Genomic DNA, 24,782 nt, shown 5'->3' on the forward strand with positions numbered 1-24,782 from the left:
CCAACATCCGCCGGGAGACCCACCAGGAGGCAGACCATGTCCGGACCCCGCCCCGTCCGAGCGCCGCGTGGAACGGAACGCAGCGCCCTCGGATGGCAGCAGGAAGCCGCCCTGCGGATGCTGCAGAACAACCTCGACCCGGAGGTCGCCGAACACCCCGACCAGCTCGTCGTCTACGGCGGCACCGGCAAGGCGGCCCGCGACTGGCGCTCCTTCGACGCGATGGTCCGCACGCTGCAGGGCCTGAAGCAGGACGAGACCATGCTGGTCCAGTCCGGCCGCCCGGTCGGCGTCATGCGGACCCACGAGTGGGCCCCGCGCGTCCTCATCGCGAACTCCAACCTGGTCGGCGACTGGGCCACCTGGGAGGAGTTCCGCCGCCTCGAACAGCTGGGCCTGACCATGTACGGCCAGATGACGGCCGGCTCCTGGATCTACATCGGCACCCAGGGCATCCTCCAGGGCACCTACGAGACCTTCGCCGCCGTCGCCGCGAAGAGGTTCGGCGGCACCCTGGCCGGCACGATCACCCTGACCGCCGGGCTCGGCGGCATGGGCGGCGCCCAGCCCCTCGCCGTGACCATGAACGACGGCGTCGCCCTGTGCGTCGACTGCGACCCGCGCGCGATCGAGCGCCGCATCGAGCACCGCTACCTGGACGTGAGGGCCGACAGCCTGGACCACGCCCTCGCCCTGGCGACCGAGGCCCGCGACGCCCGCCGCCCCCTGTCCATCGGCGTGCTCGGCAACGCCGCCGAACTGGTCCCGCAACTCCTCGCCATGAGCGCGCCCATCGACATCGTCACCGACCAGACCTCGGCGCACGACCCGCTCGCCTACCTCCCCCTCGGCGTCGACTTCGACGAGATGGCCTCCTACGCCGCCAAGGACCCGGCCGGCTTCACCACCCGCGCCCGCGAGTCCATGGCCCGGCACGTCGAGGCCATGGTCGGCTTCCAGGACGCCGGCGCCGAGGTCTTCGACTACGGCAACTCCATCCGCGGCGAGGCCAAACTCGCCGGCTACGACCGGGCCTTCGCCTTCCCCGGCTTCGTGCCCGCCTACATCCGCCCCCTGTTCTGCGAGGGCAAGGGCCCCTTCCGCTGGGCCGCCCTGTCCGGCGAGGCCTCCGACATCGCCAAGACCGACCAGGCGATCCTCGACCTCTTCCCGGAGAACGAGTCCCTGGCCCGCTGGATCAGGATGGCCGGGGAGCGGGTCCGCTTCCAGGGCCTGCCCGCCCGCATTTGCTGGCTCGGCTACGGCGAGCGCGACAAGGCCGGCGAGCGCTTCAACGACATGGTCGCGAGCGGCGAGCTGGCCGCCCCGGTCGTCATCGGCCGCGACCACCTCGACTGCGGCTCCGTCGCCTCCCCCTACCGGGAGACCGAGGCCATGCTCGACGGCTCCGACGCGATCGCCGACTGGCCGCTGCTCAACGCCATGGTCAACGTGGCCTCCGGGGCGTCCTGGGTCTCCCTCCACCACGGCGGCGGCGTCGGCATGGGCCGGTCGATCCACGCCGGGCAGGTGACCGTGGCCGACGGCACCCCGCTCGCCGGGGAGAAGATCCGCCGCGTCCTGACCAACGACCCCGGCATGGGCGTCATCCGGCACGTCGACGCCGGGTACGACATCGCCGAGTCCGTCGCCGCCGAGCGCGGGGTCCGCGTCCCGATGCGCGAGGGTGACCAGGCGTGAGTTTCCACAGCATGTGGGCGGAGCTGCTGCCGGTCGGCCGCAGCTCCGCCTCCGGCGGCTACCGCCGCTTCGCCTGGACCGGCGCCGACCTGGACTGCCGGGCCTGGTTCCGGGAGCAGGCCGAGTCCCGCGGGCTGGCCTACGAGACCGACCGCAACGGCAACCAGTGGGCCTGGCTCGGCGATCCCGCCCGCGGCGACGCCGTCGTCACCGGGTCGCACCTGGACTCCGTCCCCGACGGCGGCGCCTTCGACGGGCCCCTGGGCGTCGTGTCGTCCTTCGCCGCCCTCGACGAGCTGCGGGCCAGGGGAGCGGAGCCCACCAGGCCGCTCGGCATCGTCAACTTCGGGGACGAGGAGGGCGCCCGGTTCGGCCTCGCCTGCGTCGGCTCCCGGCTCACCGCCGGACAGCTCACCGTCGACGACGCCCACCGGCTGACCGACGCGGACGGCACCACCCTGCCCCGGGCCATGGAGGCCGCCGGCCACGACCCGGAGTCGATCGGCCCCGACCCCGAACGGCTCGCCCGCATCGGCGCCTTCGTCGAACTCCACGTCGAGCAGGGCCGGGCCCTGGACCTGTCCGGCGACCGCGTCGGCATCGCCAGCGCCATCTGGCCGCACGGCCGCTGGCGGTTCGACTTCGCCGGCGAGGCCAACCACGCCGGCACCACGCGCCTCGCCGACCGGCGTGACCCCATGCTCGCCTACGCCGAGACGGTCCTCGCCGCCCGCCGCGAGGCCGAACTCGCCGGGGCCGTCGCCACCTTCGGCAAGATCGCCGTGGAGCCCAACGGCGTCAACGCCATCCCCTCCCTGGTGCGCGGCTGGCTCGACTCGCGCGCCGCCGACCAGGACAGCCTGGACGCCGTGGTCGCCGGGGTGCGGAAGGCCGCCGGGGAGTACGCCGCCGCCCACGGGGCCGAACTCGCGGTCACCCGGGAGTCCTTCACCCCCGTCGTCGAGTTCGACCACGCCCTGCGCGACGAACTCGCCCGCATCCTCGGCAAGGACCGGGACCCGCAGCTCACCGTCCCCGTCCTCGGCACCGGCGCCGGACACGACGCCGGGATCCTCTCCGGCAGCGTCCCGACCGCCATGCTGTTCGTGCGCAACCCCACGGGCGTCTCGCACTCCCCGGCCGAGTTCGCCGCCGAGGACGACTGCGTGGCCGGAGTGCTCGCCCTCGCCGACGTACTGGAAGGACTGGCCTGCCCGTGACGCCCGCCCAGCACAGCCGCACCTACTGGCTGGAGTACGCCTGGCTCGGCACCCACGTCGAGCCGGGCGTCGCCCTGGACACCGCCGACGGCCGCGTCACCGCCGTCCGCACCGGGGTGACCGCCCCGCCCCCCGGCGCCGAGCCCCTGCGCGGCCTCACCCTCCCCGGCCTGGCCAACGCCCACAGCCACGCCTTCCACCGGGCCCTGCGCGGCACCGCCCAGGTCGGCTCCGGCACCTTCTGGACCTGGCGCGAGGTCATGTACTCCGTCGCCGACCGGCTGACCCCGGACACCTACCACGCCCTGGCCCGCGCGGTGTACGCCGAGATGGCCCTCGCCGGCATCACGGCCGTCGGCGAGTTCCACTACGTGCACCACGCCCCGGGCGGCACCCCGTACGCCGACCCCAACGCCATGGGCGAGGCCCTGATCGCGGCCGCCGCCGAGGCCGGCATCCGCATCACCCTCCTCGACACCGCCTACCTCTCCTCCGGCTTCGGGCAGCCGCCCAACCGGCACCAGCTCCGCTTCTCCGACGGGGACGCCGACGCCTGGGCCGCGCGCTGCGCACTGCTCAAGGAGCGGGAGCACGCCCGGATCGGCGCGGCGATCCACTCCGTGCGGGCCGTGCCCGCCGGGCAGCTGGCGACCGTCGCGCGGTGGGCCGAGGAGCGGCGGGCCCCGCTCCACGTGCACCTGTCCGAGCAGACCGCCGAGAACGACGCCTGCCGCGAGGCCCACGGCTGCACCCCAACCCAGCTCCTCGCCCTGCACGGCGTCCTCGGGCCGCGCACCACCGGCGTCCACAACACCCACCTGACCGCCGAGGACATCCCCCTCATCGGCGCCAGCTCCACCGGCACCTGCATGTGCCCGACGACCGAACGGGACCTGGCCGACGGCATCGGGCCCGCCGCCGCCCTGCAGAACGAGGGCTCCCCGCTCAGCCTCGGCTCCGACAGCCACGCCGTGATCGACCTGCTGGAGGAGGCGCGGGCGATGGAGCTGAACGAGCGCCTGCGCACCCGTACCCGGGGGCACTGGACGGCCGCCGCCCTGCTGCGGGCCGCGACCGCCGACGGCCACGCGGCCCTCGGCTGGGACGAGGCGGGCGCCCTGGAGCCCGGCGCGCTCGCCGACTTCACGACGATCGCCCTCGACTCGGTCAGGACGGCAGGGCCGCTTCCGCGGCTCGGGGCCGAGACGGCCGTATTCGCCGCGTCGGCAGCGGACGTGTCGCATACGGTCGTGGCAGGCCGGCACGTCGTCCGGGACGGGGCGCACACGCTCGTGCCGGACGTGCCGCGGGCACTCGCCGACGCCGTCGCGGCCCTGCGCGCATGAGACCGGGCCGCCCGCCCGGGCGGTCAGGCTCCGCCCCCGCCCCCGACCCCACCGCCGACCAGGCCACCAAGGACGCCATGAGCAACGCGACGACCGTCAGCCCCGCCCACTCCGCGAGCACCGCCAGCACGCTCATCACCAACATCGCCGCCCTGGTCACCAACGACCCCTCCCTCGGTGACGGTTCCCCCCTCGGACTGGTCCACGACGCGGCGGTCGCCATCGAGGGCGACCGCGTCGTGTGGACCGGTGATCACAGGAAAGCACCCGCCACTGACAACCGGGTCGACGCCGGCGGCCGGGCCGTGCTCCCCGGCTTCGTCGACTCGCACTCCCACCTCGTCTTCGCGGGCGACCGGACGCAGGAGTTCGACGCCCGCATGTCGGGCCGCCCGTACAGCGCCGGCGGCATCCGCACCACGGTCGCGGCCACCCGCGCGGCGAGCGACGGGGAACTGGAGGCCAACGTCACCCGTTACCTCGCCGAGGCCCTCCGCCAGGGCACCACCACGTTCGAGACGAAGTCCGGCTACGGCCTGACCGTCGAGGACGAGGCCCGCGCCCTGCGCATCGCCGCCGCCCACACCGACGAGGTCACCTACCTCGGCGCCCACATCGTCCCGCCGGACTACGCCGAGGACCCGGCCGGCTACGTCGCCCTGGTCACCGGCGAGATGCTCGACGCCTGCGCGCCGCACGCCCGCTGGATCGACGTCTTCTGCGAGCAGGGCGCGTTCGACGGCGACCAGGCCCGCGCGATCCTCACCGCGGGCAAGGCCAGGGGGCTGCACCCGCGCATCCACGCCAACCAGCTCTCCCACGGCCCCGGTGTGCAGCTCGCCGTGGAACTCGACGCGGCCAGCGCCGACCACTGCACCCACCTCACCGACGCGGACGTGGACGCCCTGGCGGGCAGCCGGACGGTGGCCACGCTGCTGCCCGGCGCCGAGTTCTCCACGCGGGCCGCGTGGCCGGACGCCCGGCGGCTGCTGGACGCGGGCGTGACGGTCGCGCTGTCCACGGACTGCAACCCCGGGTCGTCCTTCACCTCGTCCGTGCCGTTCTGCGTCGCGCTCGCCGTCCGGGACATGGGGATGACCCCGGACGAGGCCGTCTGGTCGGCCACGGCGGGCGGCGCGGCGGCCCTGCGCCGCACCGACGTGGGCCGCCTCACCCCGGGCGCGTACGCCGACCTGCTCCTCCTCGACGCGCCGAGCCACGTTCATCTGGCCTACCGGCCGGGCGTGCCGCTGGTGACCGGGGTGTGGCGGCGGGGAGAGCGCGTGGTGTGACGGGCCGCGGGCACGCGTCGGGGGCGGGCCCTGCGGCCCGCCCCCGGAGGACACGATCACCCGGTGAGGATCACTCCTCGACCGTCAGCCCCTTGCGCAGCCGTACCAGCGTCCGCGACAGCAGACGCGAGACGTGCATCTGCGAGATGCCGAGCTCCTCGCCGATCTCCGACTGGGTCATGCCGGCGACGAACCGCAGCGACAGGATCTTCCGGTCGCGCGGCGGGAGTTCCGCGATCAGCGGCTTCAACGACTCGACGTACTCGATGCCTTCGAGCCCGTGGTCCTCGTAGCCGATGCGGTCCGCGAGCGCGCCCTCGGAGTCGTCCTCCTCCGGCTGGGCGTCCAGCGAGGAGGCGGTGTAGGCGTTGGACGCGGCCATGCCCTCGACGACCTCGTCGTTGGAGATGCCGAGCCGCTCGGCCAGTTCGTGCACCGTCGGGGCGCGGTCCAGCTTCTGCGCCAGCTCGTCACCGGCCTTGGCCAGGTCGAGCCGCAGTTCCTGGAGCCGGCGCGGCACCCGCACGGACCACGACGTGTCGCGGAAGAAGCGCTTGATCTCACCGATGATGGTCGGCATCGCGAACGTGGGGAACTCGACACCGCGGGACAGCTCGAAGCGGTCGATCGCCTTGATCAGGCCGATGGTGCCGACCTGGATGATGTCCTCCATCGGCTCGCTGCGGGAGCGGAACCGGGAGGCGGCGAACTTGACCAGCGCCAGGTTCAGTTCGACCAGCGTGTTGCGGACGTACGAGTACTCGGGCGTCCCTTCCTCCAGCGACTCCAGCCGCTCGAAGAGGGTCTTGGACAGGGCCCGTGCGTCGACCGCGTCGACTTCCTCGTACGGGGGGATGTCCGGAAGTCCGGCGAGAAGGTCGTCGGGTGTGACGAGCGTCTCGTCCTGCTCGATGGGATCCAGATGTTCCGGAGGGGGTGTCGACGTCGCTTCCTGGGTACGCGATGCGTCGAGCCGGGGTGACATGATGTCCTCCATCGTTCTCGGCATATGGCTGCCGGAGCCAGTACGTGCACTGCGGTGTGCGGCGCCTCCAAAGCCGGCCGTGTCGGTTACGTGTCCTTACTAGGCCTACCCGCTTTCCCGAGCCGACCGCAAGTCCGTTGTGTGGGCATATGTCCGTTTGTGTGTGGTTGTTCGGGTGTCGAAGCGTGTGAGGAAGGCGTAGTGTTCGAGGGCGTCAGGAACAGCCACGACGTCGGGAGAGAGAGACGGCATGGACCGCGGGACGGTCGGCAGCGCACAGTCTGGCCGGCTTCTGGTGGAGGTGCGGGAAGAGGGCCCCAGTGCCGTCGTGACCCCGGCGGGTGAGTTGGATCACCACACCGCCGATCTGTTGCGCGAGCCACTGGAGGACTGTCTCGCCAAGGGATTCAAGCGCCTGGTCATCGACTGCGCGCGCCTTGAGTTCTGCGACTCCACGGGGCTGAACGTGCTCCTCGGGGCACGACTGAAGGCCGAGGCCGCCGGTGGTGGTGTGACGCTCGCCGGGATGCAGCCGGTGGTGGCACGCGTGTTCGAAATCACCGGGGCGGATGCGGTTTTCCGCGTCCATGACACGCTCGAGGCGGCTCTCGCCGACGAGTCGGGCTGACCGGCGTGCCCCGGTCCGCCGCGCCTCTGACACCCCCCTGTGACCGGTGTCCTGCCCCCGTCACGCGTTTCGTGCGCAATACAGGGGTGTTCCCCCGGTCCGCCCGGGCAGGAGTCATCCTGAGCCTGTCGGCCGCGGGATGAGCGGGGGTGCTGTGAAACCGACGTGCCGCCCACTGCGTGACTGACTGTGTACTGAAGCTTTTGAATCGTGAACTGGTGAATCGGTGAGGTGAAGCGCTGATGAGCACCACCCGGCCTTACTCGCCGGGCGACCGCGGGCCGGAGCCCAGCGGCGCTTCCGGGGCGTCCGAGGGTGGCGTGACGGCGGCCGGTCCGGCCGGCGGGGGAACGGCCGCACAGGACGGAGCCGCGGCGCCCCCGGGGGGCCGGCAGGTGCGTCGGCTGAGCTTCGAGGGGGAGAGCGGGGTCGTCCCGCTCGCACGCGACTTCACCCGCCAGGCGCTGTACGCGTGGGGCTGGCTGCCCGCCGCCTCCGCCGACCAGCGGGCCGCCGCCGAGGACGTCCTGCTCGTCGTCTCCGAACTGGTCACCAACGCCTGCCTGCACGCCGAAGGGCCGGACCAGCTCCAGATCACCTGCGACAACAAGGTGATCCGCGTCGAGGTGACCGACCGCGGCACCGGCCAGCCGGCACCCCGCACCCCCCACCGGGCGGGCCGCCCCGGCGGCCACGGCATGTTCATCGTCCAGCGCCTGTGCCTGGACTGGGGCGTCGTCCGCACGCCGGGGGTCGGCGGCAAGACGGTGTGGGCGGAACTGGGCGCACCGGCCTGACGACGGGTCCCGCGCGCCGCCGGACGCCCGCCTCAATGAGCGCCCGGCGGTACCGCCGAACGGGTGACCCGGGCCCGCCCGGCCTCCGCCGCACGTCGTCCGCATCCTGGGTCCCCTCCGCACCACTCCGTCCCCTCCGGACCCCTCCGCATCCCTTCACGCGTCACGCACCGCGCGCCCGGTCCCCACGGATCCGGCGCGCCCTGTGTCTTCCCTCCTCATCCCGCCGGGCGTACCTTGACGGCCCGATCTGATGCGCCGTCAGGAACAGGAAGGGGAGCGGCACCGTGTCGTACCGGAAACGAACCGCCGCGCTCGCGTCCGCCGCGGCCCTGGCCGGCTCGGCGGTGTGGATGGCCGCCCCCGTGGCCCGGGCCGAGGTCGTCGACGTCGATTACCAGTGCAGGACCCCGATCGGCGACAAGAGCGCCGTCTCGCCCATCGACATCGAGGGCGTCGAGAGCGGCGGCGGCTACCGGATCACCATGTCCTGGCAGAAGGGCGTCTCCTCCAGCCCGGTCGAACTGGGCAAGGGCGCGATGACGCCGAGCGCCACGATCGCCCTGGGCGGCGCGGACAGCGGCGCCCTGACGGTGACCGGGCCCGCCAACGACGCCGCCATACCGGCCAACACACCGATCAAGATCAGTGACCTGAGCGGGACGTACACGCCGGAGAAGAGCGGCGAGGTCACCTTCACGGCGGGCGTGCTCACCATCAAGGCGCTCGGTACGACCACCACGTGCACGCCGACCAACGACCCGGCCCCGTCCCTGACCCTGGACGTCGAGGCCGCGACCGGTGACGGCACGACCGGCTCGACGGGCGCGGACCGGGGCGGCGGCTCGGGCTCCGGCGCCGCGCTGCCACGGACCGGCCCCGAGGACTCCGCGCTCGCCCTCGGCACCCTGGGCGGCACGGTCCTGCTCGCCGGCGCGGCGGGCACCCTGTGGCTGACCCGCCGTCAACGAGCCGCGCGGACAGGCCACTGGGCCCGGACGGGCCACTGAGCCTGGGCGGGCCGCTGAGCCCGGGCGGGCGACCGGGCTCCGGCGGGCGGCCGAGCCCGGGCGCCGGCGCGCCGCGGGCCGAGCCGTCGTCCGCAGGCGCGCCGGAGCCGTCCGCACGTCGTCCCGACGACCGCTGCCGCTGGAGTCGCAGATGCCCTTGACCCCCCGCCTCACGTCCCTGCCCCTGACCGTCCTGCTGGTGCTGGCGCTCGTGGCGGCCGGTGCCGGTCCCGTCGGCGCGGTGGAGCGGCCCGTCGTGGAGCTGTCCCGGACGCAGGCGGGCACGGGCGGCGTGATCACCGTCTCGGGCAGCGGCTGGCGCCCCCGCGCCCTGCTGACCCTGCTGGTGTGCGGACAGGCCGAGCCGGACCGGGGCGTGACCGGCGGCACCAACTCCTGCGCCAACGCCGACGGACGGGCCGTGACCACCGACGCCGAGGGGCGCTTCCGCCGGACCCTGCCCGTGGTCGAGCCGCCCGTGCCCTGCCCCTGCGTGGTGCACGTGGCGACGGCGACCGGCGCCGGAACACAGGCCGACGCGGCCCTCCGGGTCGCCGGCCACACCGTCGAGCCGCTGCCCGCCGAACCGTCCGGCGGACGGCTCTCGCTGCTCGCCGGCACCCGCCTGCGCGGCTCCGGCGGCCTGCTCACGTGGTTCGGCTCCCCGCCGTCCCGGACCCTCGTGGTCACCGTCGGCAACGTCGGCACGTCCCCCGTGGAGAACCCGGTCTTCCAGGTCGGCACCGCGCACGGCGTCTACGCCCCGCAGTGGCACCACCAGCGCTGGCGCGGCACGATCCCGCCCGGCGGGAAGGCCCGCGTCGAGCTGCCCGTGGAACTCGCGGCCGGGGCGCACGGCGACTACACCGTGTCCCTGAAGTACGGCGGCAAGGTCCTCGCCGAGCACCCCTGGGGCGTCGGCCGCCCCTGGGGCGTGACCCTGTTCTGGGCCCTTGTCCTGCTGGTCGTGCCGGCGGCGCTGTTCCGCCTGGCGCTGGCCGTGATCGACCGGGCCCGCCCCCGCCGCCCCGGCCACGCGGCCCGTCCCGCCCGCCGCCCGCTCCTGCCCGCCCCGCCCCGGCGCCGCTCCGCTCTCCCGTGGGTCGCCCCGGACGCCGGTCCGCCGGGGTCCCGCAGGCCGTGAGGGCCTGGACACCGCGAGCGCGCGAAAGGGCCGCCGCACCCCGAAGGTGCGGCGGCCCTCTTCAGGGTCCGGCGGCCGGCGTCAGTGGACGTCGCCCATCAGGGCCTTGACCTTCCGGCGGTACATGTACACCGCGACACCGGCCAGGGCGGCCAGCGCGGCCTCCACGGCGACCGCGCCCGCGCCGCTCAGGTCCACGCCGCCGACGGCCGGGTTGGAGAGCAGACCCGTCACCGAGTCGCCCGCCGTCACCGCGAGGAACCACACGCCCATCATCTGGCTGGCGTACTTGGCCGGGGCCATCTTCGTCGTCACCGACAGGCCGACCGGGGACAGGCACAGCTCGCCGACGGTCTGGATCAGGTAGATGCCCACCAGCCACATCGGGCTGACCAGCGTGTCGCCGTCGGCCATGCCCAGCGGCAGCAGGAAGAAGAAGAACGAGACGCCGATGAAGAACAGCGCCGCGGCGAACTTGGCGACCGTGCTCGGCTCCTTGCCCTTGCGGTTCAGCCACAGCCAGAACCAGGCGAAGACCGGGGCCAGGGCCATGATGAACACCGGGTTCAGCGACTGGTACCAGGAGGACGGGAAGTCGAAGCCGAGCAGCGAGCCCGAGGCCTTCGTCGTACCGAACGCCTGGACCGTGGAGCCGCCCTGGTCGTAGATCATCCAGAACACGGCGGCCGCGACGAAGAACCAGATGTAGCCGGTCATCTTCGACTGCTCGACGTCGCTGAGCTCCTTGTCCCGCTTGATGCGGAACAGCACGCCGGCCGGGACGACCAGGCCGATCACCGTCAGCGGGATCATCGCCCAGTTGAGCGTGAAGTGGCCGGTGAAGCCGACGACGCCGTAGAAGACGGTCGCCACGATCAGCCACAGCAGGCCCTTGCGCAGCCAGGCGGTGCGCTCCTCGGCGGCCAGCGGCTTGGGCACGATGTCGCTTCGCGGGCTCAGGTTGCGGGTGCCGAGGAGGAAGGCGATCAGGCCGATGCCCATGCCGACCGCGGCCAGTCCGAAGCCGAGGTGCCAGCTGACCTGCTGGCCGACGGTGCCGATGATCAGCGGCGCGAAGAAGGCACCCATGTTGATGCCCATGTAGAAGATCGTGAACCCGCCGTCGCGGCGCGGGTCGTCCGGCCCGTCGTAGAGGTGGCCGACCATCGTGGAGATGTTGGCCTTCAGCAGGCCGGAGCCGAGCGCCACCAGCGCCAGACCGGCGAAGAAGGGCGCCTCGCCGCCGGGCAGGGCCAGCACCAGGTGGCCCGCCATGATCGTGACGGCCGCGATCGCCACCGTCTTGCGCGGACCCCAGACCCGGTCGCCGAGCCAGCCGCCCGGCATCGCGAGCAGGTACACCATCGACAGGTACACCGAGTAGATCGCCGTCGTCGTGGCGAGGTCCATGCCCAGACCGCCGCCCATGCTGCCCTTCTTGGCGTCCGGGCCGCCGGAGATCAGGTAGACGACGAGCAGGGCACGCATGCCGTAGAAGCTGAACCGCTCCCACATCTCGGTCATGAAGAGGGTGGCCAGTCCGCGGGGGTGGCCGAAGAAGGTCTTCTCGGAGCCGGGGGTGCCCGGGCGGGCCGAGTCCTTCGTCAGGCTGGACGCCATGGTCGTTCCTTGCTGCTCGGGACGCGCCTTCCGCGACAGCGGTGGTGCGCCCGGTGGGGGTTGCCGGCACCGGTGCGTACGGCCGTCCGCCCGACGCCTACGGGGGTCCGCTCCGGAACACGGAGCGGTGGGCGGTCGCCACCGGGATCCACACCTCTACGCGCGTCGCCACGCGCCGAGGCCCGGCCACAGGTCGTTCCAACGTGGGGGGCCGGCGGCGAACCGGCCCGCACACAAAAGAGACCTCCAGGGCCAACGGCCTCCGAAGGTCGCCAGGGGTGCTACAGGCGTCGATTCACCATACGGCAGGACACCGCCGCATATGGAAGGACTTGAGACGCGAATCACAGGTGGCGAGGGAACCGCGGACCCTCTTTCCAAGGTCCTTACCAGGATCCCACCCCAAAGGCAGAGGTTCGTGCCCGGTGCCCGGGTGCGTAAGAACGCGGTGTGGGTCCGGTAAGAACCGAGGCTTCCGGTCACACCCCGGCCCGGGGCCCGCAGGTCTACCATCACCCCATGACCCGAGTACTGCTCGCCGAGGACGACGCGTCCATCTCGGAGCCGCTGGCCCGTGCTCTGCGCCGGGAGGGCTACGAGGTGGAGGTGCGTGAGGACGGACCCGCCGCTCTCGATGCCGGAATGCAGGGCGGCGTCGACCTGGTCGTGCTCGACCTGGGTCTGCCCGGCATGGACGGTCTGGAGGTGGCCCGCCGCCTGCGTGGCGAAGGCCACAGCATCCCCATCCTCATCCTCACCGCGCGCGCCGACGAGGTGGACACGGTCGTCGGGCTCGACGCGGGCGCCGACGACTACGTCACCAAGCCCTTCCGGCTGGCCGAGCTGCTCGCCCGCGTCCGGGCCCTGCTGCGGCGCGGTGCCGCCGAGCCGCAGCAGCCGCCCGCCACCCACGGCGTGCGCATCGACGTCGAGTCGCACCGCGCCTGGATGGGCGAGGAGGAGCTGCAGCTCACCGCCAAGGAGTTCGACCTGCTGCGGGTCCTGGTGCGCGACGCGGGCCGGGTCGTCACCCGCGACCAGCTGATGCGCGAGGTCTGGGACACCACCTGGTGGTCCTCGACCAAGACCCTCGACATGCACATCTCCTGGCTGCGCAAGAAGCTCGGCGACGACGCGGCCAACCCGCGCTACATCGCCACCGTGCGCGGCGTGGGCTTCCGCTTCGAGAAGAGCTGAGCCGCGGGCCGGGAACGGGCGATCGGGTAACAGGACATGCGCCGCCGACTCATCCAGTCCACGCTCGCCGTGGTGCTCGTCGTGATCGCCGTCTTCGGGGTCTCGCTCGTCATCGTCGAGACGCGGACGATCAGCAACAGCGCCCAGGAGCGCGTGGAGTCCGAGGCGGTGCGGCTGGCCAGCATCGTCGACAGCCGGCTCTTCGGGGCCCAGCAGGTCGACGCCGAGGCCCTGCGCGGCCAGATCACCCAGGACCGCTACTACGCGGTCATCCACATCCCCGGCGAGGCACCCATCGAGATCGGCCCCAAGCCGTCCGGTGACGTCATCAGCGCGACCGCGCCCGGCGAGGAGGGCGAGACGGTCACGGTCCAGGAGCCCCGCTCCTCGGTGACCCGGGAGGTCGGCCGGACCCTGCTGATCATCGCCCTGGTGGCGCTGCTGGCGGTGGTGGCCGCGGTGCTGCTGGCCGTCCGGCAGGCCAACCGGCTGGCGTCGCCGCTGACCGACCTCGCGGAGACGGCCGAGCGGCTCGGCTCGGGCGACCCGCGCCCGAGGCACAAGCGCTACGGCGTGCCGGAGCTGGACCGGGTGGCGGACGTGCTGGACGGCTCCGCCGAGCGCATCGCGCGCATGCTGACCGCCGAGCGGCGGCTCGCCGCCGACGCCTCCCACCAGCTGCGCACCCCGCTGACGGCGCTGTCCATGCGGCTGGAGGAGATCACCCTCACCGACGACCCGGACACGGTGAAGGAGGAGGCGACGATCGCGCTGACCCAGGTCGAGCGGCTCACCGACGTGGTGGAACGGCTGCTGACCAACTCGCGTGATCCGCGCACCGGCTCCGCCGTCACCTTCGACCTCGACGAGGTCATCCAGCAGCAGCTCGCCGAGTGGCGCCCCGCCTACCGCAGCGCCGGCCGGGCCATCGTCAGCTCCGGCAAGCGGCACCTCCAGGCGGTCGGCACGCCCGGCGCGGTCGCCCAGGTGCTGGCGGCGCTGATCGAGAACTCCCTGATGCACGGGGGCGGCACGGTCGCGCTGCGCACCCGTGTCACCGGCAACCAGGCCGTCATCGAGGTCACGGACGAGGGCCCCGGCATCCCCGCCGACCTGGGCGCCCGCATCTTCGAGCGCGCGATCAGCGGCCGGAACTCCACGGGCATCGGCCTCGCCGTCGCCCGCGACCTGGCGGAGGCCGACGGCGGCCGTCTGGAGATGCTGCAGACCAAGCCCCCGGTCTTCGGCCTGTTCCTGTCCCGCACGGCGCTGCGCAAGCCGGAGGACGGCGACGACCGGCCGACGATCCGCTGACCGGCTACGGCACGCGCTGCCGGGTGCGCTCCCGCTCCAGGATCGACTCCGCGTCCGCCACCGCCTCCCGCGCGGGCAGCGCGCGGAACACCCACGTGCGGTACGACCAGAAGCGGAAGAGCGTGGCGACGCCGATGCCGACGAACTTGAAGACGTTGTTCTGCAGCGGGGTGTCCCAGCCGAAGCCGTAGGTCGCCGTGTACAGCACGCCGTTCTCGATGACCAGCCCGACCGCGCTGAACAGCAGGAAGAGGCTCAGTTCCCGCGTGCGGCGGGTCTTGTCGCGGTCGCGGTAGGTGAAGTACCGGAAGCCGACGTAGTTGAAGACGATCGCCACGACGGTCGCGATGACGCTCGCGCGGACCACCGGGAGGTCGGTGACGTGCCGCACGAGGTTGAACACCAGCAGGTTGACCAGCACGCCGGCCCCGCCGACCGCGCCGAACTTGGCGATCTCGTGGACGAGCCGCCGGAGCCGCGAAGCACCATGTCCCATGGTCGTGCAGGCCCCCGTCCGTGGTTGGCGTCAACCCAGCCATGCTAACCACCCTCGCGCGCGATCTTCCTGTGGATGCCGGTGGAGGGCCGGAGACGGTCCGGACCGGGGCGGCAAGGGACGGGAAACCGGCCACCCTGGCGCGGCCGATACCCTGGGGGCGTGACGTTCCCGGTAGTCGGCATGGTCGGCGGGGGCCAGCTCGCGCGTATGACACACGAGGCTGGCATCCCGCTCGGCATCAGGTTCAAGCTCCTCAGTGACACCCCGCAGGACTCCGCCGCGCAGGTCGTGGGCGATGTCGTCGTCGGCGACTATCGCGACCTCGACACGCTGCGCGAGTTCGCGCGCGGGTGCGACGTGATCACCTTCGATCACGAACACGTACCCACCGAGCACCTCCGGGCGCTGGAGGCGGACGGCATCCCCGTGCGCCCCGGCCCGGACGCGCTGGTGCACGCCCAGGACAAGGGGGTGATGCGCGCGAGGCTCGACGCGATCGGCGTGCCCTGCCCGCGCCACAGGATCGTGTCCGATCCGCAGGACGTGGCCGCCTTCGCGGCCGAGGGCGACGGCTTCCCCGTCGTCCTGAAGACCGTCCGCGGCGGCTACGACGGCAAGGGCGTGTGGGTCGTCGACTCGGTGGAGGAGGCCGCCGCCCCCTTCCGGGCCGGGGTCCCCGTGCTCGCCGAGGAGAAGGTCGACTTCGTCCGCGAGCTCGCCGCCAACGTCGTCCGCTCCCCGCACGGCCAGGCCGTGGCCTACCCGGTCGTGGAGTCGCGGCAGGTCGACGGCGTCTGCGACACGGTCATCGCCCCGGCGCCCGACCTCGACGAGGCCCTGGCCCTGGAAGCCTCCGAGATGGCGCTGAACATCGCCAAGGAGCTCGGGGTCGTCGGGCACCTCGCGGTCGAGCTGTTCCAGACCCGCGACGGCCGCATCCTCGTCAACGAACTCGCGATGCGCCCGCACAACTCCGGCCACTGGTCGATGGACGGCGCCGTCACCAGCCAGTTCGCCAACCACGTCCGCGCGGTCCTGGACCTGCCCCTGGGCGACCCGCGCCCGCGCGCGAAGTGGACCGTGATGGTCAACGTCCTGGGCGGCGACTTCCCGGACATGTACTCGGCGTACCTGCACTGCATGGCCCGCGACCCCCAGCTCAAGATCCACATGTACGGCAAGGACGTGAAGCCCGGCCGCAAGGTCGGTCACGTCAACACCTACGGCGACGACCTGGACGACGTGCTGGAGCGCGCCCGTCACGCTGCCGGCTACCTGAGAGGCACCATCACCGAATGAGCCCCGTTGTTGGCATCGTCATGGGGTCGGACTCCGACTGGCCCGTCATGGAGGCCGCCGCCAAGGCCCTCGACGAGTTCGAGATCGCCTACGAGGTCGACGTCGTCTCCGCGCACCGCATGCCGCGCGAGATGGTCGCCTACGGCGAGCAGGCCGACAGCCGCGGGCTCAAGGTGATCATCGCCGGGGCGGGCGGCGCCGCCCACCTGCCCGGCATGCTCGCCTCGGTCACCCCGCTGCCGGTCATCGGCGTGCCCGTGCCGCTGAAGTACCTCGACGGCATGGACAGCCTGCTGTCGATCGTGCAGATGCCGGCCGGTGTCCCGGTCGCCACGGTCTCGGTCGCCGGGGCCCGCAACGCCGGCCTGCTGGCGGCCCGGATCCTCGCCGCGCACGACGAGGAACTGCGCGTCCGGATGCGCGAGTTCCAGCAGGAGCTCAACGACCAGGCCACCGAGAAGGGCAAGCGCCTGCGCGCCAAGGTCGAGGGCACGGGCGGCTTCGGCTTCGGCGCGGGGAAGTGACGGCGGTGACGTCCTGGGAGGCGGCCCGGGAACTCCTGGCGGAGTTCCCGGTGGCCGACGGGCACAACGACCTGCCCTGGGCCCTGCGCGAGCAGGTCCGCTACGACCTCGACGCCCGGGACGTCGCCGTCGACCAGAGCGAGCACCTGCACACCGACATCCCCCGGCTGCGGGCCGGCGGGGTCGGTGCGCAGTACTGGTCGGTGTACGTCCGCACGGACGCGGCCGACCCGGTCACGGCCACGCTGGAGCAGATCGACTGCGTGCGGCAGCTGCTGGCCCGCCACCCGGCGGACCTGCGCCCCGCGCTGACGGCCGCCGACATGGAGGCCGCGCGCCGCGAGGGGCGGATCGCCTCGCTCATGGGCGCGGAGGGCGGCCACTCCATCGCCAACTCCCTGGGGACCCTGCGCGGCCTGTACGGCCTCGGCGTGCGCTACCTGACGCTCACCCACAACGACAACGTCGACTGGGCGGACTCCGCCACCGACGAGCCGCGGGCCGGCGGCCTCACCGCGTTCGGCCGCGAGGTCGTGCGGGAGATGAACCGCCTCGGCATGCTCGTCGACCTCTCCCACGTGGCGGCGACGACCATGCGGGACGCGCTGGACGCGAGCTCGGCCCCGGTGATCTTCTCCCACTCCTCGGCCCGGGCCGTGTGCGACCACCCGCGCAACGTCCCGGACGACGTCCTGGAGCGGCTGCCCGCCAACGGCGGCGTGGCGATGGTGACGTTCGTGCCGAAGTTCGTGCTCCAGGCGGCGGTGGACTGGACGGCCGCGGCCGACGAGAACATGCGCGCCCACGGCTTCCACCACCTCGACACCACCGCGGAGGCCATGAGGGTCCACCGCGCCTTCGAGGAGCGCCACCCGCGCCCGGTCGCCACGGTGGCCACGGTCGCCGACCACCTGGACCACATGCGCGAGGTCGCCGGCGTCGACCACCTCGGCATCGGCGGCGACTACGACGGCACGGCCTTCACCCCGGACGGCCTGGACGACGTCTCCGGCTACCCGAACCTGATCGCCGAACTGCTCGACCGCGGCTGGTCCAAGGCCGACCTGGCCAAGCTGACCTGGAAGAACGCGGTGCGGGTCCTGGACGCGGCCGAGGACGTGGCCCGGGGGCTTCAGGCGACCCGGTCGCCGTCCAACGCCACGATCGAGTCGCTGGACGCGCCCGCCTCCTGAGCGCCGGGGGCGGGGCAGCCGGTGCAGCCGGCCGCCCCGCCCCCGTCGATGAGGTACCGGTCGCGCACCGGGTTCAGCGGCGCGCCGAGCCGCAGGGGACAGCGACGGCGGCCGTGACGTACCGGGGCGTACCCCGAACGCCGCTCCCACCAGGAACCGCCCCCCGCGCCGTGCGACGGTGACCGTACCTCACGAACGACCGTACGGGAGCCGCCATGGCAGATCTCCAGGACGACCTGCGCCCCACCGCCGCGGCCGGCGACTTCGACGACCTGGCCGGCCCGTACCCCGAGGAGGCCGTCGTCACGGCGGAGTCCTACGAGCCCGTCTCCGACCCGGACGACGCGCCGATGACCCGGGCGCACGCCATCCTCGCCGCGCACCCCGTCGCCGACGGTTACAACGGACTGCCCTGGGCCCTCAAGCGCCTGTCCTACTACGACCTGGAGCTCGGCGAGAGCACCGTCGACACGGACGTGCCCCGGCTGCGCGAGGGCCATGTCGGCACCCTGTTCTGGTCGTTGCACCTGCCCGAGGGGCTGGACGGGGACCGGGCCGTCGGCGCCACCCTGGAGCAGCTGGACCTGGCCAAGACCGTCCTGCGCGGCTGCGACGAGGGACTGCGCCCCGCCGCCACGGCCGGGGAGGTCGTGGACGCGCGCAGCTGCGGCCGGGTCGCCGTGCTCTTCGGCCCCGCCGGTGCCTCGGCCGTGGGCGACTCCGTGGGCATCCTGCGCCAGCTGCACCTGCTCGGCCTGCGCGTGCTGACCCTGACCGGGGTGTCCTGGGCGAGCGAGGCGGGGCTGACCCGGTTCGGCGAGGAGGTCGTGCGCGAGATGAACCGGCTCGGCGTGATCGCGGACCTCTCCGGCGCCTCACCGCAGACCCTGCGCCGCGCCCTCAGCCTCTCCCGGGCGCCCGTGCTGTGCAGCCGCTCCGCCGCCCGGGCCGTGCGCCCCCACCCGGCGAACCTCCCCGACGACCTGCTGGCGGAGCTGGGCGCGGCCAAGGGCCTGTGCCTGGTGCCGCTGACCGCCGAGCAGACCGGTCCGACCGTCCGCGACGTGGCCGACCACCTGGACCACATCCGGGCCGTGGCCGGAGCGCACAGCGTCGGCCTGTCCGGCACCTACGACACCGGCTCCGCCCACCCCCAGGAGCTCGGCGACACCTCCTGCTACCCGCGGCTGGTCGCCGAACTGCTGCGCCGCGGCTGGGAGGAGGCCGATGTGGCTCTGCTGACCTGGGGAAACGTCCAGCGCGTGCTGCGCGGCGCCGACTTCACCGCCCGCGCCGCCCAGCAGCGCCGCGCACCGTCCACGGCGACGATCTCGGACCTGGACGGCTGACGGGCCCGCCCACCCGGACGGGCCCGTCAGCCGTGCGACGCGGTGTCAGCCGTGCGACTGTGTCAGCCGTGCGACGCCGGGTCAGTCGTGCTCGATCCGGCACAGGCAGAACGGATGCCCCACCGGATCGGCGTACACCCGGAAGCCCTTCTTCTCGTCGTCCTCCCGGTCCAGCACCCGCGCGCCCAGCGCCAGCACCCGCTCCTCGGCCGCGTCCATCTCCTCCCAGGTCGACCCGGCGTCGAAGTCCAGGTGGAACTGCTGGGCGTTGCGGTCGGCCCGCGGCCACTCCGGCGGCGTGTAGCCCGGCGAGCGCTGGAAGGCGAGCCGGGGCCCGCCCGGGACGCGCAGCACCACCCAGTCGGGGTCGTCGTCCTCCGGCGTGCCGCCGCCCACCTGCGCGTAGAAGCGGGCCAGCGCGCGCGGGTCGGGGCAGTCGACGACCACGGAACGGAAACGTGCCACAGCGGACATGGAGCCTCCCGGACTCAGCAGGCGCAGAGGCAGAACGGGTGCCCGGCCGGGTCGGCGTAAACCCGGAAGCTGCGCTCCCGGTCCTCTGTGTCCAGCGGTTTCGCGCCGAGCGCCAGCACGCCCTTCTCGGCCGTGTCCAGGTCCTCCACCACCAGGTCCAGGTGGAACTGCTGCGAGTGCTCGGGCGAGGGCCACCGCGGTGGCACGTACCCGGGCGCGGCCTGGAACGCCAGCGCCGGTCCGCCCGGCACCTTCAGGTCCACCCACTCGTCCGCACCGTCGGTCTCCACCGTCGGCGTGCCGCCGAGCACCTCCGCGTAGAAGCCCGCCAGGGCGCGCGGGTCGGGACAGTCCAGGACGACGACACCCATCTTGGCGAGAGCCATGACTTCCTCCTCGAAGTCGCTGTTACCCATAAGAGGCGGGTAACCGGTAACCGTTACCTCATGCTCCCGTATCGGCGGTAACCTCGCGAGGGAATTCGCGAGAGGTACGGTCCAGCCATGACGGAGAGATCGCCCGCGCCCGGCGGCCTGGCCCTGGTCGAGGCCCTGGTGAACACGCTGGACATCGAGTCGGGCGCCGACGCGCTGGACACGCCGGAAGGCCGGGCGCGCCTCGGGATCACCCGGGACGACGAGGCCGAAGGCGCCCGCGCCCTGCGCGAGTCACTGCGGGCCGTCCTCCTCGCCCACGCCGGCCACCCGCCGCACCGCGAGGTTCCCCCGCTCGGCGAACTCCTGGCCGGGGCACCGCTGGTCGTCCGGGTCGACCCGGCGGACGGCTCGGCCGCCCTCGTCCCCGCCGACGGCACCTCCCTGCACGCCCGCGTGGCCGCCGCCGTCGCCGAGGCCCTCGTCGCCGGCACCTGGAACCGCCTGAAGGCCTGCGAGGCCGCCGACTGCCACTGGGCCTACTACGACCGCAGTCCGGCCGGCCGCGGCCGCTGGTGCTCGATGCAGGTCTGCGGGGCCCGGGCGAAGATGCGCCGTTACCGGGCCAAGGGGGCGTGACCCGCCCCGCACCCGGGCCCGGTGGGGCAGAATGCAACAAGACGCCGGTTCGGCCGACTGAGCCTCGGCCGAACCGGCGTCGCCTGTTCTCGCGTCCCCGGGCGCCTACGCCCTGGGACGTCCCATCGCCCGGTACGTCCAGCCGGCCTTGCGCCAGCGCTCCGGGTCCAGGGCGTTGCGGCCGTCCAGGATGACCCGGGCCGCCGCGACCTCGCCGAGGGCCTCCTCGTCCAGCTCGCGGAACTCCCGCCACTCGGTCAGGTGCAGCACGATGTCGGCGCCCCGCACGGCCTCCAGCGCCGAGTCCGCGTAGCCGAGGGTGGGGAAGACCCGGCGGGCGTTGTCCATGCCCTTGGGGTCGTACACCGTGACCTGGCCGCCCTGGAGGTGGATCTGCCCGGCCACGTTCAGCGCGGGCGAGTCCCGCACGTCGTCCGAGTCGGGCTTGAAGGTCGCGCCCAGCACCGCCACGCGCTTGCCGAGGAACGGCCCCCCGCCCAGCGCCTGCCGGGCCAGCTCCACCATCTGCCCGCGCTGGCGCATGTTGATCGAGTCGATCTCCCGCAGGAACGTCAGCGCCTGGTCGGCCCCCAGCTCACCGGCGCGCGCCATGAACGCCCGGATGTCCTTGGGCAGACAGCCGCCGCCGAAGCCGATCCCGGCCCGCAGGAACTTCCTGCCGATCCGGTCGTCGTAGCCGATCGCCTCCGCCAGCTTGGCGACGTCGCCGCCGGCGGCCTCGCACACCTCCGCCATGGCGTTGATGAAGGAGATCTTCGTGGCGAGGAAGGAGTTGGCGGACGTCTTCACCAGTTCGGCCGTGGGGAAGTCCGTCACCACGAACGGCGAGCCCTCCGCGATCGGCGTCGCGTAGACCTCCCGCAGCAGCTTCTCGGCCCGCTCGCTGCGCACGCCGACGACGATCCGGTCGGGGTGCAGGGTGTCGTCCACGGCGAAGCCCTCGCGCAGGAACTCCGGGTTCCAGGCCAGCTCGGCGTCCTGCCCGGCCGGGGCGTGCGCGGCCAGGTACGCCGCGAGACGGTCCGCCGATCCCACCGGCACCGTCGACTTGCCGACCACCAGCGCGGACCCGCGCAGATGGGGCGCGAGCGAGGCGAACGCGGAGTCGACGTACGACATGTCGCAGGCGTACTCGCCGTGCCGCTGCGGGGTGTTCACACAGACGAAGTGCACATCGCCGAAGGCGCCGATCTCGGCCCAGTCCTGCGTGAAGCGCAGCCGGCCGCTGGAGCCCTCGAACCCGGGGACGTGCCGGCGCAGCAGCTCGTCCAGACCCGGCTCGTACATCGGGGCCTCGCCCCGCTCCAGCTTCTCGATCTTCTCGGGGACGACGTCGAGAGCGAGCACCTCGAAGCCCAGCTCGGCCATGGCCGCGGCGTGCGTCGCGCCGAGATAACCGGTGCCGATCACGGTGATCTTCAGGGCCATGGGTGCTCCAGGGGTCTACGGCATGTGGTGCGCGCCCGAGCATAGCCGGGGCATGGGAACGCGCTTCACCGGGCAACTTCTCCGCTGTCGTCTAGCTCACGTATCCCTCCCGTGGGCGACCCCATAAACTTTTGATTACTTAACGGTAGTTAGCGCCACCATCGCAGCGTTTTGGAGCGTGAGAGACCTTGGCCGGATCGGCTGACTTCGACCTGTACCGCCCGTCCGAGGAGCACGACATGCTCCGTGACGCCGTCCGTTCGCTGGCCGAGGCGAAGATCGCGCCGCACGCCGCCGCGGTGGACGAGGAGGCCCGCTTCCCGCGCGAGGCCCTCCAGGCGCTGGTCGCCAACGACCTGCACGCCGTGCACGTGCCCGAGGAGTACGGCGGCGCGGGCGCCGACGCCCTGGCGACCGTCATAGTGATCGAGGAGGTCGCCCGCGTCTGCGCGTCGTCCTCCCTCATCCCGGCCGTGAACAAGCTCGGCTCGCTGCCCGTGATCCTCTCCGGCTCCGAGGAGCTGAAGAAGAAGTACATGACCCCGCTCGCCAAGGGCGAGGGCATGTTCTCCTACTGCCTGTCCGAGCCCGACGCCGGCTCCGACGCCGCCGGCATGAAGACCCGGGCCGTCCGCGACGGCGACTCCTGGGTCCTCAACGGCGTCAAGCGCTGGATCACCAACGCCGGCGAGTCCGAGTACTACACGGTGATGGCCGTCACCGACCCGGAGAAGCGCTCCAAGGGCATCTCCGCCTTCGTCGTCGAGAAGTCCGACGAGGGCGTCTCCTTCGGCGCCCCCGAGAAGAAGCTCGGCATCAAGGGCTCGCCGACCCGCGAGGTCTACCTCGACAACGTCCGCATCCCCGCCGACCGCATGATCGGCGAGGAGGGCACCGGCTTCGCCACGGCGATGAAGACCCTCGACCACACCCGCATCACCATCGCCGCCCAGGCCCTCGGCATCGCCCAGGGCGCCCTCGACTACGCCAAGGGCTACGTCAAGGAGCGCAAGCAGTTCGGCAAGCCGATCGCCGACTTCCAGGGCGTTCAGTTCATGCTCGCCGACATGGCCATGAAGATCTCGGCCGCCCGCGCCCTGACCTACCAGGCCGCCGCCGCCTCCCAGCGCGTCGACGCCGACCTCACCTACCAGGGCGCCGCCGCCAAGTGCTTCGCCTCGGACGTGGCGATGGAGGTCACCACCGACGCGGTCCAGCTCCTCGGCGGGTACGGCTATACGCGGGACTACCCGGTCGAGCGCATGATGCGCGACGCCAAGATCACTCAGATTTATGAAGGCACCAACCAGGTGCAGCGCATCGTCATGGCGCGCAACCTGCCGTAGGGCCTTCCGCCACGCGGCCCGTCCCGGCCCCCGGCGTGCGCCGGGGGCCGGGGCGTCTCACAGGAAGCGGCGGATCGGCGTGACGACTGCCTCGGTGAGCCGCTCGGGCAGCGGGCGCCGCCGCCAGCGGGCGGGATCGATGGGCTCGCTCAGCTTCCGGTCGGCGTCGAAGTCGGCGTCCAGCTCCGCGGTGAAGTCCTCGTCGAGGACGGCCAGCACGACCTCCTCGTCGTGCTCCATGGAGCGGCGGTTGAAGTTGGTGGAGCCGATGAGCGAGCAGACCCCGTCCACGGTGACGATCTTCGTGTGCAGCATGGTCGGCTGGTACTCCCGCACGTCGACCCCGGCGTCGACGAGGGTCTGGTAGTGCTGCCGTCCGGCCAGCAGGCACGCCCGCTGGTCGGTGTGCGGTCCGGGCAGCAGGATCTCGACCCGGACCCCGCGCCGGGCCGCGGCGGCCAGCAGGCCGATGAAGTACGTGTCGGGCGCGAAGTAGGCCGTGGCCAGCCGCAGCCGTTCCTGCGCCGAGGTGATCAGCACCCGCAGCACCGTCTGCATGTCCTGCCAGCCGAAGGAGGCCGAGCCCCGCACCACCTGGACCGTGGAGCGCCCCGGCTGCTCCTGCGCGGTGAAGCGGTCGTGCTCGTCGTAGAGGTCGTCGTGGCACTCGGCCCAGTTCTGCGCGAAGGCCGCGGCGATGCCGTCCACGGCGGGGCCGCGCACCCGCACGTGGGTGTCGCGCCACTCGCCGGGGTTGCGGGCGTCGCCGCACCACTCCTGCGCTATGCCGACGCCCCCCGTGAACGCCGTGTGCTCGTCGGTGACCAGGACCTTGCGGTGGCAGCGGTGGTTCTGCCGCATCGGCGACAGGCGCGTGGGCGGCCGGAACCAGGCGACGTGGACCCCGGCCTCGTCCATGGCGGTCAGCAGGTCCGGCTCGATCTCCTTGGCCCCGAAGCCGTCCAGCAGCAGCCGCACCCGCACGCCCGCCCGGGCCCGGCCGGCCAGGGCCTCGGCGAACTCGTGGGCGATCTCGCCGCGCCAGTACACGAACGTCATCATGTCGACGGTGTGCTCGGCGGCCCGGATCGCGTCCAGCATCGCGGGGAAGATCTGGTCCCCGTTGCGCAGCGGCACGAGGTCGTTGCCCTCGGTCGCGGCGATGCCGATCAGCCGCTCCAGCCGCCTGCGCAGCCGCTGCTTGCGTTCCTCCGGCCCTCTCTGCTCCGGTATCCGCCGTTCCTCGTACATCTGCCGTGTCACGTCTGGTCTCCCCTGCCCCGGGCTCGTCGCCGCCCCCTGCCCGCGCGCCGCCGGGGACCGGGACGCGCCTGCTGGTCCTCCTTGCCGCTGCCGCCGGTTTCACGCAGAGCCGTGGCGAG

Annotated in this window: 23 protein-coding genes; 16 read left to right on the forward strand and 7 right to left on the reverse strand. The window is 72.8% G+C overall.

Annotated elements, in window-relative coordinates:
• Positions 1-36: 36 nt before the first annotated feature.
• The 4 genes from hutU to hutI are packed head-to-tail and all read left to right on the forward strand — an operon-like array spanning position 37 to position 5,559.
• Positions 37-1,701 carry a urocanate hydratase gene (gene hutU, locus AC07DA_RS02340; RefSeq protein ID WP_479123747.1) on the forward strand — a complete coding sequence of 555 codons (1,665 nt, stop codon included), beginning with the start codon at positions 37-39 and terminating at the stop codon, positions 1,699-1,701.
• A complete protein-coding gene (locus AC07DA_RS02345) occupies positions 1,698-2,921 on the forward strand; it encodes an allantoate amidohydrolase (RefSeq protein ID WP_479123749.1) in 1,224 nt (407 codons plus the stop codon). The genes hutU and AC07DA_RS02345 overlap by 4 nt, the downstream gene beginning before the upstream one ends.
• Positions 2,918-4,267 (forward strand): formimidoylglutamate deiminase, encoded by a 1,350-nt coding sequence (locus AC07DA_RS02350; RefSeq protein ID WP_479123750.1) that lies wholly within the window; start codon positions 2,918-2,920, stop codon positions 4,265-4,267. The genes AC07DA_RS02345 and AC07DA_RS02350 overlap by 4 nt, the downstream gene beginning before the upstream one ends.
• Positions 4,264-5,559, forward strand: a complete 1,296-nt coding sequence (gene hutI, locus AC07DA_RS02355) for an imidazolonepropionase (protein ID WP_479123752.1) — start codon at positions 4,264-4,266, stop codon at positions 5,557-5,559. The genes AC07DA_RS02350 and hutI overlap by 4 nt, the downstream gene beginning before the upstream one ends.
• Before the next feature lie 70 nt (positions 5,560-5,629).
• Here the strand turns inward: hutI and AC07DA_RS02360 are convergent, their stop codons facing one another.
• Entirely contained in the window at positions 5,630-6,556 is a 927-nt protein-coding gene (locus tag AC07DA_RS02360; RefSeq protein WP_479123754.1) for an RNA polymerase sigma factor SigF, read from the reverse strand.
• 238 nt (positions 6,557-6,794) lie between these two features.
• On the opposite strand from AC07DA_RS02360, the gene AC07DA_RS02365 reads away from it, so the two are divergent.
• The 4 genes from AC07DA_RS02365 to AC07DA_RS02380 all read left to right on the forward strand — a co-directional run bounded on the left by AC07DA_RS02365 (position 6,795) and on the right by AC07DA_RS02380 (position 10,123).
• On the forward strand, positions 6,795-7,172 hold the full coding sequence (locus AC07DA_RS02365; RefSeq protein ID WP_425946820.1) for an STAS domain-containing protein: 378 nt from the start codon (positions 6,795-6,797) through the stop codon (positions 7,170-7,172).
• Positions 7,173-7,414: 242 nt separating this feature from the next.
• Positions 7,415-7,969, forward strand: coding sequence for an ATP-binding protein (locus AC07DA_RS02370; protein WP_479123756.1), 555 nt, complete (start codon positions 7,415-7,417; stop codon positions 7,967-7,969).
• A gap of 287 nt (positions 7,970-8,256) precedes the next feature.
• Complete coding sequence (locus AC07DA_RS02375; protein WP_479123758.1) at positions 8,257-8,979, forward strand: peptidase; 723 nt, start codon at positions 8,257-8,259, stop codon at positions 8,977-8,979.
• Positions 8,980-9,130: 151 nt separating this feature from the next.
• A complete protein-coding gene (locus AC07DA_RS02380) occupies positions 9,131-10,123 on the forward strand; it encodes a hypothetical protein (protein ID WP_479123759.1) in 993 nt (330 codons plus the stop codon).
• Between the two features lie 81 nt (positions 10,124-10,204).
• Here AC07DA_RS02380 and AC07DA_RS02385 read toward each other — a convergent pair whose 3' ends face one another.
• The gene (locus AC07DA_RS02385; RefSeq protein WP_479123761.1) at positions 10,205-11,743 is read right to left on the reverse strand and encodes a peptide MFS transporter; all 1,539 of its coding nucleotides are present in this window, start codon (positions 11,741-11,743) and stop codon (positions 10,205-10,207) included.
• 519 nt (positions 11,744-12,262) lie between these two features.
• Between AC07DA_RS02385 and AC07DA_RS02390 the strand changes: the two genes are divergently transcribed.
• Both AC07DA_RS02390 and AC07DA_RS02395 read left to right on the forward strand, forming a co-directional pair.
• Positions 12,263-12,940, forward strand: a complete 678-nt coding sequence (locus AC07DA_RS02390) for a response regulator transcription factor (protein ID WP_030250389.1) — start codon at positions 12,263-12,265, stop codon at positions 12,938-12,940.
• A gap of 36 nt (positions 12,941-12,976) precedes the next feature.
• Complete coding sequence (locus tag AC07DA_RS02395; RefSeq protein WP_479123763.1) at positions 12,977-14,254, forward strand: ATP-binding protein; 1,278 nt, start codon at positions 12,977-12,979, stop codon at positions 14,252-14,254.
• 4 nt (positions 14,255-14,258) lie between these two features.
• On the opposite strand, the gene AC07DA_RS02400 is transcribed toward AC07DA_RS02395, so the two are convergent.
• Positions 14,259-14,750 (reverse strand): GtrA family protein, encoded by a 492-nt coding sequence (locus AC07DA_RS02400; protein WP_479123765.1) that lies wholly within the window; start codon positions 14,748-14,750, stop codon positions 14,259-14,261.
• A 162-nt stretch (positions 14,751-14,912) separates the two neighbouring features.
• Between AC07DA_RS02400 and AC07DA_RS02405 the strand changes: the two genes are divergently transcribed.
• The 4 genes from AC07DA_RS02405 to AC07DA_RS02420 all read left to right on the forward strand — a co-directional run bounded on the left by AC07DA_RS02405 (position 14,913) and on the right by AC07DA_RS02420 (position 19,118).
• Positions 14,913-16,052: a 5-(carboxyamino)imidazole ribonucleotide synthase gene (locus AC07DA_RS02405; protein ID WP_479123767.1), complete on the forward strand. Its 1,140-nt coding sequence runs from the start codon at positions 14,913-14,915 to the stop codon at positions 16,050-16,052.
• Positions 16,049-16,576 carry a 5-(carboxyamino)imidazole ribonucleotide mutase gene (gene purE, locus AC07DA_RS02410; protein ID WP_479123769.1) on the forward strand — a complete coding sequence of 176 codons (528 nt, stop codon included), beginning with the start codon at positions 16,049-16,051 and terminating at the stop codon, positions 16,574-16,576. The genes AC07DA_RS02405 and purE overlap by 4 nt, the downstream gene beginning before the upstream one ends.
• Before the next feature lie 5 nt (positions 16,577-16,581).
• Positions 16,582-17,769, forward strand: coding sequence for a dipeptidase (locus AC07DA_RS02415; protein WP_479123771.1), 1,188 nt, complete (start codon positions 16,582-16,584; stop codon positions 17,767-17,769).
• Positions 17,770-17,984: 215 nt separating this feature from the next.
• Positions 17,985-19,118 (forward strand): dipeptidase, encoded by a 1,134-nt coding sequence (locus AC07DA_RS02420; RefSeq protein WP_479123773.1) that lies wholly within the window; start codon positions 17,985-17,987, stop codon positions 19,116-19,118.
• Between the two features lie 81 nt (positions 19,119-19,199).
• On the opposite strand, the gene AC07DA_RS02425 is transcribed toward AC07DA_RS02420, so the two are convergent.
• Positions 19,200-19,592, reverse strand: coding sequence for a VOC family protein (locus tag AC07DA_RS02425; protein ID WP_479123775.1), 393 nt, complete (start codon positions 19,590-19,592; stop codon positions 19,200-19,202).
• Between the two features lie 14 nt (positions 19,593-19,606).
• A complete protein-coding gene (locus tag AC07DA_RS02430; protein ID WP_479123777.1) occupies positions 19,607-19,978 on the reverse strand; it encodes a VOC family protein in 372 nt (123 codons plus the stop codon).
• A gap of 117 nt (positions 19,979-20,095) precedes the next feature.
• Here AC07DA_RS02430 and AC07DA_RS02435 point away from each other — a divergent pair, with 117 nt between their 5' ends.
• Complete coding sequence (locus tag AC07DA_RS02435; RefSeq protein ID WP_479123779.1) at positions 20,096-20,605, forward strand: CGNR zinc finger domain-containing protein; 510 nt, start codon at positions 20,096-20,098, stop codon at positions 20,603-20,605.
• 105 nt (positions 20,606-20,710) lie between these two features.
• On the opposite strand, the gene AC07DA_RS02440 is transcribed toward AC07DA_RS02435, so the two are convergent.
• On the reverse strand, positions 20,711-22,054 hold the full coding sequence (locus tag AC07DA_RS02440) for a UDP-glucose dehydrogenase family protein (RefSeq protein ID WP_479123780.1): 1,344 nt from the start codon (positions 22,052-22,054) through the stop codon (positions 20,711-20,713).
• Positions 22,055-22,242: 188 nt separating this feature from the next.
• On the opposite strand from AC07DA_RS02440, the gene AC07DA_RS02445 reads away from it, so the two are divergent.
• Positions 22,243-23,400 carry an acyl-CoA dehydrogenase gene (locus AC07DA_RS02445; RefSeq protein ID WP_479123782.1) on the forward strand — a complete coding sequence of 386 codons (1,158 nt, stop codon included), beginning with the start codon at positions 22,243-22,245 and terminating at the stop codon, positions 23,398-23,400.
• A gap of 57 nt (positions 23,401-23,457) precedes the next feature.
• Here AC07DA_RS02445 and AC07DA_RS02450 read toward each other — a convergent pair whose 3' ends face one another.
• Positions 23,458-24,651, reverse strand: a complete 1,194-nt coding sequence (locus AC07DA_RS02450; RefSeq protein ID WP_479123883.1) for a phospholipase D-like domain-containing protein — start codon at positions 24,649-24,651, stop codon at positions 23,458-23,460.
• Positions 24,652-24,782 lie beyond the last annotated feature (131 nt).

It is taken from the genome of Streptomyces sp. NPDC044921 (assembly GCF_056432865.1).